Here is a 16,103-nt window from a genome sequence, read left to right as displayed (position 1 = left end):
TCAAACAAACGCTGCCATGATCCCCTGAGGGGACATGGCAGCTGATTATTGAAAGCGCCGGCTCAGGTAGAAACGTGGCTGACTTTCCGCCCCGGCGAATAGATATCCATGATGTTCCAATGCCCCGCGGTAGGCACCGGCGCGTTCTCCATGATCACATCCAGCAGGTACGGCTTACCACAGCGTACCGCGTGCTCGAGCGCCGGCTTGAATTGATCCGCCGACTCGATACGCACCGAGTCCACCCCGTAGGCTTTGGCCAACGCCGCGAAGTTGGGCGAGTAAGGTTGATCGTTGTGACGGAACACCGTGCCGAACGTGGTCCCGAAGTGCGCCTTCTCCAATCCCGCAATGGTGCCAAAGGCGAGATTGTTCATGACGACCCAGATCACCGCGGCATTCTGCTCGACCGCGCTCGCCAGCACCGCGGGGTTTTGACCGAAGCCGCCATCGCCCACCAACGAGACCACGACCCGATCGGGCCGCGCGATCTTCGCACCCAACGCGGCCGGCGCGCCGAAGCCCATCGTGGCGTAACCACCGGGCGTGAATATCGTGCCCGGCTCGTAGATCGGAAACTGCTGCCCCACGCCGTTCTTGTTCCAGCCCACGTCGGTCGTGATGAAAGCGTCCCTCGGCAACACCGCTCTCGCGTCGGCGAGAATGCGCTCGGGCCGCATCGGAAACTGCGAGCTCGCCTCGGCCGCCGCGTTGCCGCTCTTGAACTGCTTACGATAAGCGGCGATCTCTTCACGCAGCGGCTGGTTCAAGCGCGGCTGAGGCAGCATCTCACGAGCCACTCGGTTCAACACTGTAAGCGCCTGCTTGAGATCGGCGATCACTCCAATCTCCACGGGATAGTTGCGGCCGATCTCCGACGGGTCGATATCGATGTGGATCAGCTTGGTCGGCGGCATGTTGAAGGTGTACTCACCTTCCCATGAGCTGCAGTCTGCCTCGCAGAAGCGCGTGCCTAGCGCGAGCACGTAATCGGCATTGCGGCAGCTGTCATTGATATATTTCGTTCCCCAGAAGCCGGTCATGCCCAGTGTCAACGGATGATCGTCGGGCAACGCGCCTTTGCCCATGAGCGAATGCGCCACCGGAATGCCCAGATGATCCGCAAGATCGCGCAACTCCCTCGCAGCGTCGGCCAGCAAAATGCCCCCGCCGACATACATCACCGGTTTGCTCGCCCCAAGCAACGTCTTGACGATGGTGCGCGCCGTCGGCTCGTCGATGGACGGCTTGTGATATCTCGATGCGTTCGCCTTCACTCGATCGAACAACGTGGGTGACGCGAGCGCTGAAAAGATGTCCATGGGCACGGATATCAGCACCGGCCCAGGACGGCCGCTTTCGGCCAGATGAAAAGCCTTGTCGACGATCTCGGGCAGCAGATCCGGTCGCTCCACCCGCCACGCCCGCTTGACGAACGGCCGATAGATCTCGAACTGCGACGCGTCGGCATGCATGTTCACTTCTTGATGGGGATGCTTGCCGTAGTAGTGACTAGGCACGTCCCCCGCGAACACGACCATGGGAATCGAATCGAGCGCTGCATTCGCAACGCCGGTGGCCGCATTCGTGAGGCCGGGCCCCAGATGGCTCAGCACAACACCGGTCTTCTTGCTGGCTCGCGCATAGCCATCCGCAGCGTGCGCAGCGATCTGCTCGTGGCGCGTGTTCACGAAACGAATGGAGCTCTTCTCCAACGCAGCGAGCACGGCGATGTTGGTGTGTCCGCAGAGCCCGAAGATGTGCTCGACGCCGCGCGCTTCGAGATACTCCACCAGCAATTGAGCTACGGTATGTGTCATACGAACCTCTGCCTTCAGATGCAATGTGCGTTATCGATCCGGATCGAGCGTGCGTCGCTTCGGACCGCTATAGGTGTAAGGAATCTCTTTGGGCATGGGCCCCTTGATGCGTTCCTGCCGCTGAGACTGCTCCCAGGCATGAGCGAGGATTCCTACGGAGCGCGACAGGATGAACAGGCCGCGCCCCATGGGCGGAGGAAAACCCAGCTCGCAGAAAATCACCGCGATGACGCCGTCGATGTTCATCGGAATGGCTTTGCCGGTACGCCTGCGAAGCGCCGCTTCGACTTCGCGGCCGATGCGCGCGTAGCTTCCTGAAACTGCACCATCACGTGCCGCGTCTTCGACCAAGGACAACAACGGCACAACTCGCGGGTCGACAGGATGAAAGCGGTGGCCGAAGCCCGGAATGATCTTGCCGTTGGCTGCAACGAATCGCTCCAGGACCCGGTCCGTAGTGGCTGGCAAGTCATCGCCACCGGCCGCGTGGATCTCTTGGTACAACTCCATGCATTGCTGCCCAGGACCGCCGTGAATATCGCCGAGCACGTTGACGCCCGACGCCATGGCATTGTTGAGATCGATGCCGCAGGTGATTGCCATGCGTGCGATGGCAATCGACGGGGCATGAGGGCCGTGATCGACTGACGCAACCAACGCCGCTTCCAGAAGTTTGCTGTGCGCGCGAGACGGCAAGTCGCCCCGCGTCATGAGCCAGATCATGTCCGGAAACGACACGCGGCCGATCAGCTCCTCAATGGGGTAGCCGCGCACGCCGATCTTGCCCGGCTCGATATCGATGATCTGCGTGTCCCACCACGCACGGACTTTGTCGATCTGCGCTTTTGGATCGTCACTCATATGGCACCATTCGAACGGAACGTCTCGATGTCTTCCGGGCCGTATCCGAGATCGCGCAGCAACTCGTCGGTGTGCTGCCCCAAGGTCGGCGGACGCAGATCCGAGGGAACATCGGCATCGGAATATCGATAGCCTCCCTGCACCACGCTCACGTCCTTGCCGATGGCCGGAACGTTGACCTTGTGAATCAACTGCCGATGCGCGATCTGCGGGAGGTCCAGCGCCTGCGGCACGTTGAGCACGCGTCCCGCGGGCACGCCAGCTCTGTTGAGCTGATCTTCCCAATACGCGGCCGGCTGTTGTCGCAACTCCGTTTCGATCAACACAGTCAGCACTTCGCGATTGCGCTTGCGCGACTCTCGGGTCAAGAAGCGAGGATCGCCTACCAGGTCTGGCCGCTCGATGAGTCTGGCAAGCGCGGCGAACTGATCGTCCGTATTCGCAGCGATGTTCAACAATCCCGCGCCTGTCCGGAACGTGCCGGACGGCGCGGCCGTGAAGTTGTCGTTGCCGATGGGCTCGGGTTCGACCCCGGCGATGAGATAGTTCGAAACGATCCATCCCATGGTGGCGAGCGTCGAATCCAACATCGACACATCGATGAAGCGACCTTCGTCCGTGCGCTCTCGGCCCACGAGAGCGCTGGATATAGCGAACGCCGCCGTCAATCCGCCGATGCTGTCGCTCACCGGATAACCGACGCGATACGGCGCGTTGTGACGATCGCCCGTAATGCTCATGACGCCCGACAGGCCTTGCACGATCTGATCGTACGCAGGCGCTTCGCGCATCGGCCCTTCCTGACCGAAGCCGCTAATGGCGCAATAGATCAGCCGCGGGTTGATGCCCGCGAGCGCGTTGTAGCCCAAGCCGAGCCGATCCATCACGCCAGGGCGGAAGTTCTCCACCAGCACATCGGCGCTGCGCACCAGTCGGCGGAATATTTCTTTGCCGCCTTCAAGCTTGAGATTCAGCGTGATCGATTTCTTGCCGCCGTTCTGGGCGATGAACGATGCGCCCATGAGTTGCCGGCTGAGCTCGGGGTCCGCGCCCAGCTGGCGCGCGAGATCGCCTGTGCCGGGCACTTCGACCTTGATTACCTCGGCGCCCGACAACGCCAGCTGGTAGGCGCAGAACGGGCCCGCCAGCACATTAGTGATATCGATGACCCGGATGCCGGTCAGCACTGCCGTCATGAATCGATTCTCCTCGCCGCTGCTCAGCGCGCAGCGATCCACACACACTTGGTATCCAGATACTCACGAACCGCATCCATGCCAGACTCGCGCCCCACGCCCGACCGTTTCATGCCACCGAAAGGCGCTGTGAAACTCGTGGCGCGATAGTTGTTTACCCAAACCGTGCCGGCCTTGAGCTTGGAAGTCATGGACATCGCGCGCTGTAGATCGCGCGTCCAAACAGCAGCGGCGAGGCCGAACGCCACGTCGTTGCCGATTCGCACGGCATCCGCCTCGTCCTCGAACGGAATGACACACAGAACTGGCCCGAACACTTCTTCCTGCGCAATGCGCATCCGCATATCGACGTCGGTGAACACCGTCGGCTCGACGAACTGGCCGCCCAGATCCGGTCGCGCCTTGCCGCCGGCCACACAGCGTGCACCCTCCTTTTTGGCAATCTCGATGTACTTCAGGATCTTTTCGAACTGCGGCCGCGTGGCGATGGGCCCCATTTGCGTATCGGCCAGCGAGGGATCGCCGAGACGGATGCTCTGAGTGAATGCGACCAGGCGTTCGACGAACCGATCGTAGATGGAACGTTGCAGGAGCAGCCGGGAGCCGGCCTGGCAACTCTGACCCGAGGCCGCAAAGATCCCGGAGAACACGCCGTTCAACGCCTGATCGAAATCGGCGTCCTCGAAGATGATGTTTGGCGATTTGCCTCCGAGCTCCAGCGTCACTGTCTTGAGACCGCGTGCCGCAAGCTCATAGACGCGGACACCTGCCGCCTCGCCGCCGGTGAAACCGACGTGCGCAACCTCGGGATGCGACACCAGCGGCGCGCCGACCTCCTCGCCTAGGCCAGTCACTACGTTGACGACGCCATCGGGAAATCCGGCGCGCCGGAACAAGTCCGCGAACTCGACGATGGCGCACGAGGTGAACTCGGACGGCTTGATGACTGCCGTGCACCCGGCGGCAAGCGCCGGCGCCAGCTTCCAGCTCGTCAAGGTCAGAGGCGAGTTCCAAGGCGTGATGATTCCGATCACACCCTTGGGCTCGTACCGAATGTATGTAAGCGCGCCGCCCTTGTCGTTGGGTATGACGTGCCCCTGCACCTTGTCAGCAAGGCCCGCGTAGTAGTGAAAATAATCGCTGACGTAACGAACCTGCGCGTTCACCTCGCTGGCCAGCTTGCCGTTGTCGCGTTGTTCGATCTGCGCGAGGCGCGGCGCTTCTTCAGCGATGAGGTCGGCGACTTTTCGTAGCAAAGCTCCACGCTTCGACGCGGTGATGCCGGACCAGGCAGGATTTGCGAAGGCCGCTTTGGCCGCGCTCACGGCGGCGTTCACATCGTCGGCATCGCCTCGGGCCACTTCGGCCCAGGTCTCGCACGTGTATGGATTCTCGGTCCCGAGATAGCGCCCGCCGCGTGGCGCAAGCTCATTGCCGCCGATGTAATGACCGTATCGTTTCATTGACCGCAGCCCGCTGGCCGTCCGCACTCATCGATGCGATGAGAATCCCCGCGGCGGCGCGGACGCTAGAGTATCCGTTTATGGACTAACTAGTCCATACGCGTGTACCATTTGGTTCAATATCGCGCATCCAGGCAGCGAGACCTCCCATGACTGTCGAATATTCCCTCGCCCATCTGACTGTTCTGGGCCTGGCGCCGCCGCAGATGATCGTCGCCGCCGCCCAGGCGGGTTATTCCTACGTCGGCCTGCGGCTGAACGCCGTCACGACACAGGAGCCGCGCTATCCGTTGCATACCGATCGTTTGCTGCTGCTGGAGACGAAACGTGAACTGGCGGCGAGCGGCATCCGGGTGCTCGATGTCGAGCTCATCAAGCTGACTCCATCTTTCGACGTGCATGACTACGATGCGCTGCTGGACGGGAGCGCGGAGTTGGGCGCCCGTCATCTCATCGTTCAGGGCGCCGATTCCGATCTGGCGCGCGTCAGCGAGCATTTCGGCCAGTTGTGCGACTCGGCGGCCAAGCGCGATCTCACCGCGGATATCGAGTTCGTTACATGGACCGAGACAGCGGACCTCGCGCGTGCCGCTGCAATCGTTCGCTCAGCCGCCCGCAGTAACGGCGGCCTGCTCATAGATACGCTGCATTTCTCTCGATCGAACGAGGACATTGCGGAGTTGGCCAAGCTGCCGCGCTCCTGGTTTCGTTATGTGCAGGTTTGCGATGCGCCCAGCGTTCCTCCCACCACTTTGGACGGCTTGATTTTCGCCGCCCGAAACGAACGGATGTTTCCAGGCGACGGCGGCCTGGATCTGCGAGGCATTCTGAGCGCCCTGCCGCCGGACATTCCTTACTCCCTGGAAATACCCACGGCGGCGCTGGCGAAGAAAATCGGACTCCAGGAATGCGCACGGTTGGCCCTGGAGAGCGCCAAAGAATTCTTCGGACACCGAGGAGCACTGTGCTCCTCGGCGCCGCGATCGCATCAGAAGTTCAGCTGCAAGCCCGCGTAGTAGTAGCGGCCCAGGATGTCGTACGTGCCCGGCTGAGTCTGGCCAATCGTACCGCCGACGATGGGCGGCTCCTTGTCCGTGATGTTATTGACACCACCGCGGAACAAGATGCCGGCGTTCAAACGATAAGAGAGGGTCGCGTCGAACAGATCGTACGAAGGCACACCGGGCGCCGGGCTCGCCGGCCGCGTCACCGCCGTCACGTCGTCCATCGAGGGCAGATGACGCCAGCGCACGCCAGCCTCGAAGTCCGACAGCCGATACGTCAGCGACATCAACGTCTTCCAGTCTGGCAGCGGAATGCCACCATTCTGCGTACCGTCGATAGTGCCCGCGAACTCCTGCCACGCCGAGCCTTCCAGCAACTGCACCTCGTAGGAGTTGGTGAAGTTCGCGACCAGATTCACGTCGAGTTTGCCGGGGCCCAGCGGGAACTGCCAATCGATCTGCGCATCGATACCGCTGGTCCGCAGGCCACCCAGATTGAAGTACGGCGTGGCAATGATGTCGACGCCGCCCGTGGTGGCATTGCGCTGGATGATCTGGCAATAAACATTCGCCGCGTCGTACGTCGGGTTGCTGCCATCCAGGTTGTAGCACTTGCTCAACGCAGTGCCGCCGCTGACCGGACCGATAACGTCGCTGATATCGATGTCGTAGTAGTCCACTGAAATTTGCAGATTCGAGAACAACTCGGCTTCGAACTCGGGACGGTACACGGCGCCGAAAGTGATGGTATCCGCCTCCTCGGGTGTCAGATCGGTGTTGCCGCTGTTGATGACTCCGATTGCGACGGTCGTATACTGGTATGTATCCGCGATCTGCGAAGGCACCCCAGTCGCGACACACAGTGCGCGAACAGCGGCACCGCTCGCGCCCGTGCGTGCTGACGAGCGCACGTCGCAAGGATCGCCCTGCCCCGGCGGTGTACCGATCTGCGCTTGCGCCCCGAGGCGGTTGTAGAGCTCGCCAATGTTCGGCGCCCGAATCGCGTGCTCAAAACCGCCGCGGAAAGAGAAGCCACGGAACGGCTCCCACATACCGTCGGCCTTGTAGGTTTCCACTCTGCCGGAGACGTCGTAATCAGACACACGGAAGCCAACGTTCAAGTCCAGGGTACGGGCGAACGGCTTATCTTTCAGCAACGGCACCAGCAACTCGATGGAAGCTTCCTTCACGTCAGTCGAACCATCCGCCGGGTAAGTCTGGAGGGTACCGATAATGTCCAGGTTCTCGCGCGATGGATCCGGATCGAACTCGAATTTGTTCTCGCGCGTATCGAGGGTGAATGCGAACTTCAGATCGCCCGCCGGCAGGGCGAACAGAGAACCCTTGATGCTGGCTTCGAAGATGGTTTGCGTGAGCTGCGTGTAATCGTGCGTCTCCGCTTCGAGATAATCTCGGCAGGACTGCGAAATGTTGGTCGAGTTGGCGAAACCGAACGGATTGAAGCCGCCTTCACAGATCGAGGCGCCGCCGTCCGCTGCGTACAGCAGCGTGCGCATGCGTGAGTTCAGAATCGCTTTGTCTTGCGTCTCCACCAGGTCGGTCGAATCGTAGGAGCCATAAATATCCCACTCCCAATCCTTGAACGGCAGATCGCCGCGCAGGCCGAAAATGTATTGGCCGACGGTGAAGTCGGAGGGAAACGCGCGTGCTTCCAGCCCCATGAAGCGCTGGTTGATCGTGAAATCCGCCGTGGGGTTGGGCCGCGACGCCAGGATCGTCCGCAGGTCCTGCGGAATGAATGGGTTCGTCACCGGTACCGTGGGCACGACGTACAGCGTCGGCGTCCAGCCCACCTGGCCGGTCGCCGTCGTACGGTTGTATAGGAACTGACCGTATGCCTCGATGTTCTCGGTCACGTCGTAGTCGAACTTGCCGAAGAACGATTTGCGCTCCATCGGATTGACGATGTACTCCTGATACGTGACCGGCTGGCGCACGTTGTTGCCGGTGGTGCTGAAGTAGCCAGTGGTCGGGCCCTGATAATTGATCACGCCGATCTGCCCGAACAGCGAGCCATTGTCATTCACGCCCAAGGTGCGCGAGTTCAGCACTGTTCCTGGCGCGACACCGTACTGCGAGAACACGGCGTTGACGGCGGCCTGCGAGGGAAGATTGGTCGGTGAAGGCACATACGTGCCATTCGCGATGAACGACGAGAGCACGCCAAGCTGATAGAAGTCACGATCCTTGCCAAACAGCACATCGCGGTCGGTATAGCCGGCGGACAACAGTACGTTGCCCCGCCCTTCATCGATGGCGAAGCCCGCAGTAATGCCGACATCGGTGGTATTCGCGTCGCCGCGATCGCTGATACCCGATCGCACATCGACCTGCACGCCGTCGACACGCCGCTTGCTCTTGAAATTCACGACGCCGGACATCGCGTCCGAACCGTAGACCGCCGACGCGCCGCCGGTAATCGTCTCGACGCCTTCGAGGATGAACTGCGGAATCAGATTCACGTCGACCACGGCATTGGCGTTCGACAGTGGCAGTCGACGACCGTCGAGCAGCACCAGGTTGCGCGTTTCGCCGAGGCCGCGCAGGTTCAGTGACGCGCGTCCCGCCAGCGCCACCGCGCCGATCGTGCTCTGCGTCTGTCCTTGCACGAACTGCGGCAACTGATTGAGCGCGTTCTCGATGTTGACCGTGCCGGTCTGCGTGATCGCCGCCTCGCCGAAGGTCACGATCGGACTGGTGGAGGAATAATCGGGTCGTGAAATGCGGGTGCCGGTGACGACCAGCTCTTCGAGTTGTTCTGAGTCGGACGTGTCGGCGGGTTCCGCCGCCTGCCCCAAGGCGACGCCGCTGGTGAAGACCGCGAGAAACGACGCAGCCTGCGCAGCGGCCATTGTTCTAATACGCATCGATTGCCCCCCATACCTGGACGATGTCTGGACGATATCTGTACGCGCGCCCGCCCGTGCTTGCCGTTTGTGCTGTTCCATCACCCTGTAGTCACAGGGGGCGAGCTCATTTTCTCGGAGTGTACGAACTAGTACGTTTGTGTCAAGTGCGCGGGACGCGTTGACATGTACTAAATAGTTCATTTATGTTCGATCGACGGATGCGTCGGACGACGCCGGCGGCCCGATAGCAAACGAACGACCACCAGGGGGCGTGCGAATGGAACATTTGCATGATCGGCGCGTGCGCGCGGCCGCCAGCCAGATAGTCATAACCACGACCCGCGGCTCACGCGGGCCGCCCCGCTACTAACGTTTCTTTCCCTGCGGTTTTCTACATCGTCGCGCTGCTTGCAGCGCGCGCTCTCTCCTCGCGCCTGGGAAAAGGCGCGGGATCAACGCGTCAGTGGAGATCTCGATGAAGCTCAAACTTGCGATGTCGATTGCGACGGGCGCCTTGTCGTTCGCCGCCCTCGCCGCTCATGCAGGCGACGATCATAGAGGCGGCCATCGGCCCGGCGCCGCGGATCTACAGGACTGTTGCACGCCGGGCGACGAGGACTTTCCCAAGGTCGGCGGCAATCTCGGCAATCAGAACTACACGCGTCTCAAACAAATCGATCGCGGCAAGGTGCGCAAGCTCGGCGCCGTGTGGCTGAACAAGATCGAAGGTGGCATGACCACCGGCACGAATCAGAGCACGCCGGTCGTGGTCGACGGCGTCATTTATCTCGAGTCGGCGCTGGGCAACGTCGTGGCCGTGGATGGACGCACCGGACAAACCAAATGGAAATATCTGCAGACACGCGGAAATCTCACTCGTCGCGGAGTCGCCGTCGGCCAAGGCTTGGTTTACACACTGTCCGGCGATAACTATGTCGTGGCGCTCAACAAAGACACGGGCGAAGTGGTGTGGGAGCGCCAGCACGAAGGCTGGGGCAACGTCGAGAAAGTCGCGGTCGTTTATCACAGCGGCCGTCTCTTCATCGGCACGAACGATGGACCGCGTGGCGCTGCTCTCGCGCTCGATGCCACCACAGGCGACAAGATCTGGCACTTCTGGGGCGCGCCCGGACCGGGGGAGTTCGGCAATGACACATGGGAAGGAGACACGTGGCAAGACGGCGGCGCCACTCCATGGATTCATCCGGCCGTCGACCCCGAACTGAAGACCGTCTACTTCACGTTTGGAAATGTTCGCGCAGGCTCCTCACAGAATGGCTCCACGCGTGGCGGCGACAACTTGTTCGCCAACTCCATCGTCGCGCTGGACATGAACACCGGCGCTTACAAATGGCACTTCCAATCCATCCATCACGACATCTGGGACATGGACAACGTGATGGCGCCCGTGCTGGTCGACACAAAGATCCGAGGCCGTGAGCGCAAGCTCATCGTCTACGGCAGCAAGTCCGGCATGTACTACATCCTCGATCGCCGTGACGGCAGCGCGCCGCTCGGCATCGACGAAGTGCCGGTGCCTCAAGAACCACGCCAGAAAACGTCGCCAACACAACCTTTCCCCCGTCAAGGCGCATGGACCGAAACCTGCGTCGTCGATCAGCAGCTGGGCACGGCGGTTCCGGGCAATCCCAATCGCGCCGTGCCGAACTACGAGCGCGGTTGTTTGTACGCCGCTCACTGGGATGTGCCGATTCTTTCGATCCCGGGACATGGCGGCGGCGCGGACTGGAATCACCATTCCTTCAGCCAAAGCACCGGCTTGATGTACACCGGTTTCGGCTATGTCGCCGCGGCCCACTCGCTCACCGAATCGAGCAATGGCTTGCGACCGCCGGGCGAGTACTTGACCGGCGGTATCGTCGCGGTCGATCCCAGCACCAATCGTATCCGCTGGAAGAAGCGCATGCCGTACTCGCTGGCTCACGGCAACGGCATTCTGACCACGGCGTCGGATCTGCTGTTCATTGGGCAGCCCGATGGCAATCTGCTGGGGCTGGATGCGAGAAACGGCCAGGAGTTGTGGCGTTTTCAGACTGGCGCGGCGATCAGCGCGAGCCCGATCAGTTATGAGATCGACGGTGAGCAATACATCGCGATCTATGCGGGCGGCACCGGCATTCCGTACGGCAACTCCGCCCCGCGCGGTGACAACCTATGGGCATTCAAGATCGGTGGCAAGCTCGCCGAAGCTGCTACACCCCCGCCGCCGGTCGTTCGTCGTCCAGTCTCCGGTACTCCCGTCGAGGGTAGCCTCGTCGCCAATACAATCGTGCTCGCTCGCACATACAACGCCGCGTCGAACACGGTGAGCACGACCGAGTCGACGGCTGTCAATGCGATGGCTCCGACTCATTTGCGTGTCGCACCCGGTACCACGGTGACCTTCACCAACCCGGCAACCAATCTCAATACACATTGCGCCACGCAATTCTTCGAGGGCCTGTTCAACTTTCGTCTCGCGCCCGGGGAGTCCGCGACTTATCGGTTCGATCAGCCGGGTGAGTACTTCTTCAATGACTGCTTCAGCCCACGGCCGACCGGCAAGGTGGAAGTCGTTCAACCGTGATCGCGCATCGACAACTACGTTAGGGGGATACAAACATGACGAACAAAGCGGCCTGGCTCGCGGGCGCGGGGTTGACACTCGCCGGTTTCGGAGCCTCAGCAGGCGACCGCGGCTATGACGACGATGAATACCGTGACCGCAATGAAAGAGGCAGTAGCTACGATCCTGCATACAACGTCTGCCGTGGCAGCGACCCGCGTTGCTATCACGATTGGGCAGCTGCTGAGAGGGCAGGCAATCGAGTCCTTATTTACTCGCGCACGGCTGGTCCGCGCCACGCGAACTTGGGCCCTCGTCTCGCGGCAGGTCTGAATCCGCCCCTCGCTGCCGGGAACGTCGTGCAGAACGCACTCAAGAGCTGGCTGGAGCAGGAAGGGATCGAAGTGGACTGGACGGAAGATGTCACTCGCCTGTCCAACCTGCATCGCTACAAGGCGGTGATCTTCGCCAGCACCACTCGCGATGCGTTACAAGCGCATGGTCGCGCGGTCGATCCGGCGTTCGCCGTGAACACCTCCACGAGTGCGCATCTGGACGCGGCGAAGACAGCGTTGCGTCAGTACATTCGAGCGGGCGGCGGCTTCGTTGGTATCCACAATGCGTTCGGCACCGAGTACAACTGGCCGTGGTACGAAGGACTGCTCGGCAACGCGAACTACTACGATCACGGCGCTAATCAGGACGGCATGGTGAAGATCGTGGCTCGCAACGATTCGTCCACCAATGGATTGCCGAAGACTTTTCCGTTCCGCGACGAGTGGTACAACCTCGAGCCGTTCCCGACGCGCGTCAAGTTTCTCGCCACCGTGGATGAAGACACGCTGGCCACACGGCGCGAACTGCATCCGGGACACGGAGACTTTCATCCTGTGACTTGGTGCCAGTACTACGATGGCGGTCGCTCGTGGGTAACCACACTCGGGCACGACGGCGCGGCCTTCACGGACGGCTCAGGCTTTCCTGGCCAGGAGCCGTTCAAACAAATGGTCGTGAACGGCATCAAGTCGGCGATGGGGCTCGCGCCCTTTTGCACGACCGGGCGCGGGCATTGATGTCCGTGCGGAATTTCGGCAGTGAGGGCATGGCATCGCATGCCCTCGCTGCGTTCTTACTCGGCGCGTTCGCTCACTGCGCGGCGGACGAACCGTCACGCGTGTCATCGGAAGCAGCGTTCACAGCTCCAGCCGGACTCACCGTCGCCAATGATCGGATCTTCTTCGGCGCATTTCGGCCGAGCACGGGTTTCGAGCTATGGGTTTCTGACGGCACGGAAGCCGGCACTCGCGAAGTCAAAGACATTCGGAACGGCTTTCGCGGCTCCTATCCCACGTTTATTTCGGAGTTTCGCGCGCGAGTGTTCTTCACGGCGGACGACGGCCAAACCGGCCTCGAGCTATGGAGCAGCGACGGCACCGCGCAAGGCACGAGCCCGGTTCTTGATATCCAACGAGGCTCGGGCGCCTCGATGCCATCCGCACTGACAGTCGCGGGCGATTATCTCTATTTCGTAGCCAACGACGGCACGCATGGACACGAGCTATGGCGAACGCGTGGCTCGGCCGAGACCACGGCGCTCGTCGCGGATATCTCTCCCGGCTTGGCGAGCTCCACTCCACGCCACCTTACAGCAGCTGGCAACCTGCTGTTCTTCGTCGCTCACGACCCAGACGCCGGAACAGAAGTCTGGCTCACCGACGGCACACAAACCGGGACACGCCGCGTTTCGGACATCAATCCCGGCCCGCTGGATACAAACGTCCATTCTCTGACCGTTCTGCATGACTTCGTCGCGGTAGTCGCCGCCGACCAAGACCACGGCATCGAACTTTGGCGCACGGATGCGAAGGCCGATACGCAACTCATCAAAGATATTCGCCCCGGCCTATCTGCCTCGCGCCCGCGTTACTTACAGCGACTGCAGGATCATTTGTATTTCCAGGCCGACGACGGCAAGCACGGTTATGAGCTATGGCGAACCGACGGCACCTCGAGGGGCACGCAACCCGTGAAAGACATTCGCCCGGGCCTTGAAAGCTCCCTGCCGAGCCATCTCGTCGCGGCCGGCAATTCTTTGTTCTTCGCCGCCACCGATGCGACGCACGGCGTCGAACTCTGGCGCAGTGACGGCACTTCAGCGGGCACTCGAATAGTAGGTGAGATCAATCCCGGTCCAGACAGCGCCTCGCCAGGCCAACTCACCGCGATCGACCAGATACTCTACTTCGCGGCTGGCTCGCCATCCCACGGCTGGGAATTGTGGCGAACCGACGCGCGGGGCCAGTTCCTATCCCTGGTGGGCGACGCGCGTCCGGGGAAAGAGAGCTCCTACCCGAACCAAATCATCCCGTTCGGCAGCGGGGTCGCCTTCGTCGCCGACGACGAGCACGGCCAGGCGCGTCTTTGGATATCAGATCGCGAGGGCCTTCGACGTCTGGGCGACCCGCCGCTTACGCAGAGTTCCCCAGAAACGTCGCCACTCCGTTCAGGAACATCTGCACGCTGATCATTACCAACACCATGCCCATCAGCCGCTCCATCGCGATCAACCCGCGCTCGCCAAGGGCACGATAAAAGAACGGCGCCGCGATCAGAATGGCCGCAGTCGCCGACCACGCAACCGTCGTCGCAAGCCACAGTTCGAACATGCTTTCCGTAGTCGCGCGCAGCAGAAGCAGCGTCGCCAATGTCGATGGCCCCGCGATCAGCGGAATGGCCAGCGGCACGACCAACGGCTCGCCCTCCGAGGAATCGTCCAGCCCTCCTGGTCCCGGGAAAATCATGCGAACCGCGATCAAGAACAACACGATGCCGCCCGCGATACTGATCGTCTCCTGCTTGATCTGCAGCAGCGCCAACGCCCGCTCGCCCACCAGCATGAAAAACACCAGCACCGCATAGGCGATCAGGCACTCGCGAACCAGAATCTTCCGCCGCCGTTCCGCTGGCACTCTTTTGAGCACGGCCAGGAACACCGGCACGTTGCCCAACGGGTCCATGATCAGCCACAGCGTGATGACGGCGGAAAGGATGTCCATCTCACAAAGATCTCACGGCTTGGGATCAGAATGTTGTTGGGCGCTGCCGCTCGAGCGCCGCGTTTGCGCCCGATTCTGCCACGGCCTCGCCACAATCGGCACGCACGCTATGCAAAACCGAGCTTCATCCGAACGAGGCAGTGCATGGCTCAAAACGGCAAGATCCGGGTCGGCATCCTGTTTGGCGGGCAGTCGACCGAACACGAGATCTCGATTCTCTCGGCCCGCAACGTGCTCGCGGCCCTTGATCGCACACGGTTCGAGCCGGTGCTGATCGGCATCGACAAAGCCGGCCGTTGGCTCCTGCAGGACGAGCAGAAACTCCTCGCCTGCGTGGGGGATCCTCGGCAGGTGGCCATCGCGGCCGGCCGGCCGCTCGATATGCCCGGGACGCTTGCTGCAGCTGACGCAGGCTCGTCGAATTCATCCCAGCGGCTGGATGTCGTTTTCCCAGTTCTACACGGGACGTTCGGGGAAGACGGCGCGCTTCAAGGGTTACTCGAGGTCGCAGGTATTCCGTACGTGGGCGCCGGCGTACTTGGCTCCGCCATCGGCATGGACAAGGACGTGATGAAACGTCTGCTTCGTGACGCCAATATCCCAGTGGCCAACTTCCGATGCGTGCGTCGACGTCAGTTCGAAGCCGAACCCCAGCGGGTATGCGACGAACTCGCCCTCCTCGGATTCCCGCTGTTCACAAAACCCGCCAACGCCGGCTCATCCGTCGGAATACGCAAGGTCACCCGTGCAGCGGCGCTTGCGGATGCACTCCGCTTCGCCTTCGACTTCGACACCAAAGTCATCGCCGAGACCGCCGTTTCCGGCCGCGAAATCGAACTGGCCGTGCTCGGTGGCAACCCGCCCACGGTCTCCGTTGCAGGTGAAATCGTGGTCGATCATCCGGACGGCTTTTATTCGTACGACGCTAAGTACGTCGACGAGCACGGCGCGCGGCTCGATCTTCCCGCACGGATTTCGCCTGACCAACAATGGGAAGCTCAGGCGCTCGCACTGCGCGTGTTCGATGTCCTGGAGTGCGAAGGCATGGCTCGCGTCGACCTGTTCTTGACCCACGATGGGAAATTTTTGGTCAACGAGATCAACACGCTTCCGGGATTCACCGCCATCTCGATGTATCCGAAACTCTGGGCGCTCTCCGGCCTTGCGCCTACAGAGTTAGTGACGCGCCTGATCGACCTGGCGCTCCAACGCAACCGGGACCGGACGGGACTGCGGCGCTCACTGCCCCGCAGTCCCTGAACAGGGA

The 16,103-nt window shown here is 61.6% G+C and carries 11 protein-coding genes; 5 read left to right on the top strand and 6 right to left on the bottom strand.

From position 1 onward, the window contains the following. Positions 1–62 precede the first annotated feature (62 nt). The 4 genes from VGD45_RS11235 to VGD45_RS11220 are packed head-to-tail and all read right to left on the bottom strand — an operon-like array spanning position 63 to position 5,340. Complete coding sequence (locus VGD45_RS11235; RefSeq protein ID WP_331155389.1) at positions 63–1,820, bottom strand: thiamine pyrophosphate-binding protein; 1,758 nt, start codon at positions 1,818–1,820, stop codon at positions 63–65. 30 nt (positions 1,821–1,850) lie between these two features. Next, positions 1,851–2,681, bottom strand: coding sequence for a citryl-CoA lyase (locus VGD45_RS11230; RefSeq protein WP_331155388.1), 831 nt, complete (start codon positions 2,679–2,681; stop codon positions 1,851–1,853). Next, positions 2,678–3,877, bottom strand: coding sequence for a CoA transferase (locus tag VGD45_RS11225; protein ID WP_331155387.1), 1,200 nt, complete (start codon positions 3,875–3,877; stop codon positions 2,678–2,680). The genes VGD45_RS11230 and VGD45_RS11225 overlap by 4 nt, the downstream gene beginning before the upstream one ends. A 23-nt stretch (positions 3,878–3,900) precedes the next feature. Continuing rightward, positions 3,901–5,340 carry an aldehyde dehydrogenase gene (locus tag VGD45_RS11220; protein ID WP_331155386.1) on the bottom strand — a complete coding sequence of 480 codons (1,440 nt, stop codon included), beginning with the start codon at positions 5,338–5,340 and terminating at the stop codon, positions 3,901–3,903. Between the two features lie 149 nt (positions 5,341–5,489). Here VGD45_RS11220 and VGD45_RS11215 point away from each other — a divergent pair, with 149 nt between their 5' ends. After that, on the top strand, positions 5,490–6,356 hold the full coding sequence (locus VGD45_RS11215) for a sugar phosphate isomerase/epimerase (protein WP_331155385.1): 867 nt from the start codon (positions 5,490–5,492) through the stop codon (positions 6,354–6,356). On the opposite strand, the gene VGD45_RS11210 is transcribed toward VGD45_RS11215, so the two are convergent. Next, complete coding sequence (locus VGD45_RS11210; RefSeq protein WP_331155384.1) at positions 6,329–9,232, bottom strand: TonB-dependent receptor domain-containing protein; 2,904 nt, start codon at positions 9,230–9,232, stop codon at positions 6,329–6,331. The genes VGD45_RS11215 and VGD45_RS11210 overlap by 28 nt on opposite strands. Before the next feature lie 457 nt (positions 9,233–9,689). Here VGD45_RS11210 and VGD45_RS11205 point away from each other — a divergent pair, with 457 nt between their 5' ends. Genes VGD45_RS11205 through VGD45_RS11195 form a run of 3 tightly spaced genes read left to right on the top strand, consistent with a single transcriptional unit; the run spans position 9,690 to position 14,304 of the window. Continuing rightward, a complete protein-coding gene (locus VGD45_RS11205; protein WP_331155383.1) occupies positions 9,690–11,801 on the top strand; it encodes a PQQ-binding-like beta-propeller repeat protein in 2,112 nt (703 codons plus the stop codon). 35 nt (positions 11,802–11,836) lie between these two features. Beyond that, on the top strand, positions 11,837–12,853 hold the full coding sequence (locus VGD45_RS11200; RefSeq protein ID WP_331155382.1) for a ThuA domain-containing protein: 1,017 nt from the start codon (positions 11,837–11,839) through the stop codon (positions 12,851–12,853). A 29-nt stretch (positions 12,854–12,882) separates the two neighbouring features. After that, positions 12,883–14,304: an ELWxxDGT repeat protein gene (locus VGD45_RS11195; RefSeq protein WP_331155381.1), complete on the top strand. Its 1,422-nt coding sequence runs from the start codon at positions 12,883–12,885 to the stop codon at positions 14,302–14,304. On the opposite strand, the gene VGD45_RS11190 is transcribed toward VGD45_RS11195, so the two are convergent. Beyond that, positions 14,249–14,836 carry a YhgN family NAAT transporter gene (locus VGD45_RS11190; RefSeq protein WP_331155380.1) on the bottom strand — a complete coding sequence of 196 codons (588 nt, stop codon included), beginning with the start codon at positions 14,834–14,836 and terminating at the stop codon, positions 14,249–14,251. The two genes, VGD45_RS11195 and VGD45_RS11190, sit on opposite strands and share 56 nt — an antisense overlap. 144 nt (positions 14,837–14,980) lie before the next feature. Between VGD45_RS11190 and VGD45_RS11185 the strand changes: the two genes are divergently transcribed. Continuing rightward, positions 14,981–16,096, top strand: coding sequence for a D-alanine--D-alanine ligase family protein (locus VGD45_RS11185; protein ID WP_331155379.1), 1,116 nt, complete (start codon positions 14,981–14,983; stop codon positions 16,094–16,096). Positions 16,097–16,103: the final 7 nt, after the last annotated feature.

Origin of the sequence: Steroidobacter sp. (assembly GCF_036402275.1) — a bacterium.
Classification (GTDB): Bacteria; Pseudomonadota; Gammaproteobacteria; order Steroidobacterales; family Steroidobacteraceae; genus Steroidobacter.
The sequence above is the reverse complement of the archived record's forward strand: the minus strand, read 5'-3'. Positions and strand labels throughout refer to the sequence as shown.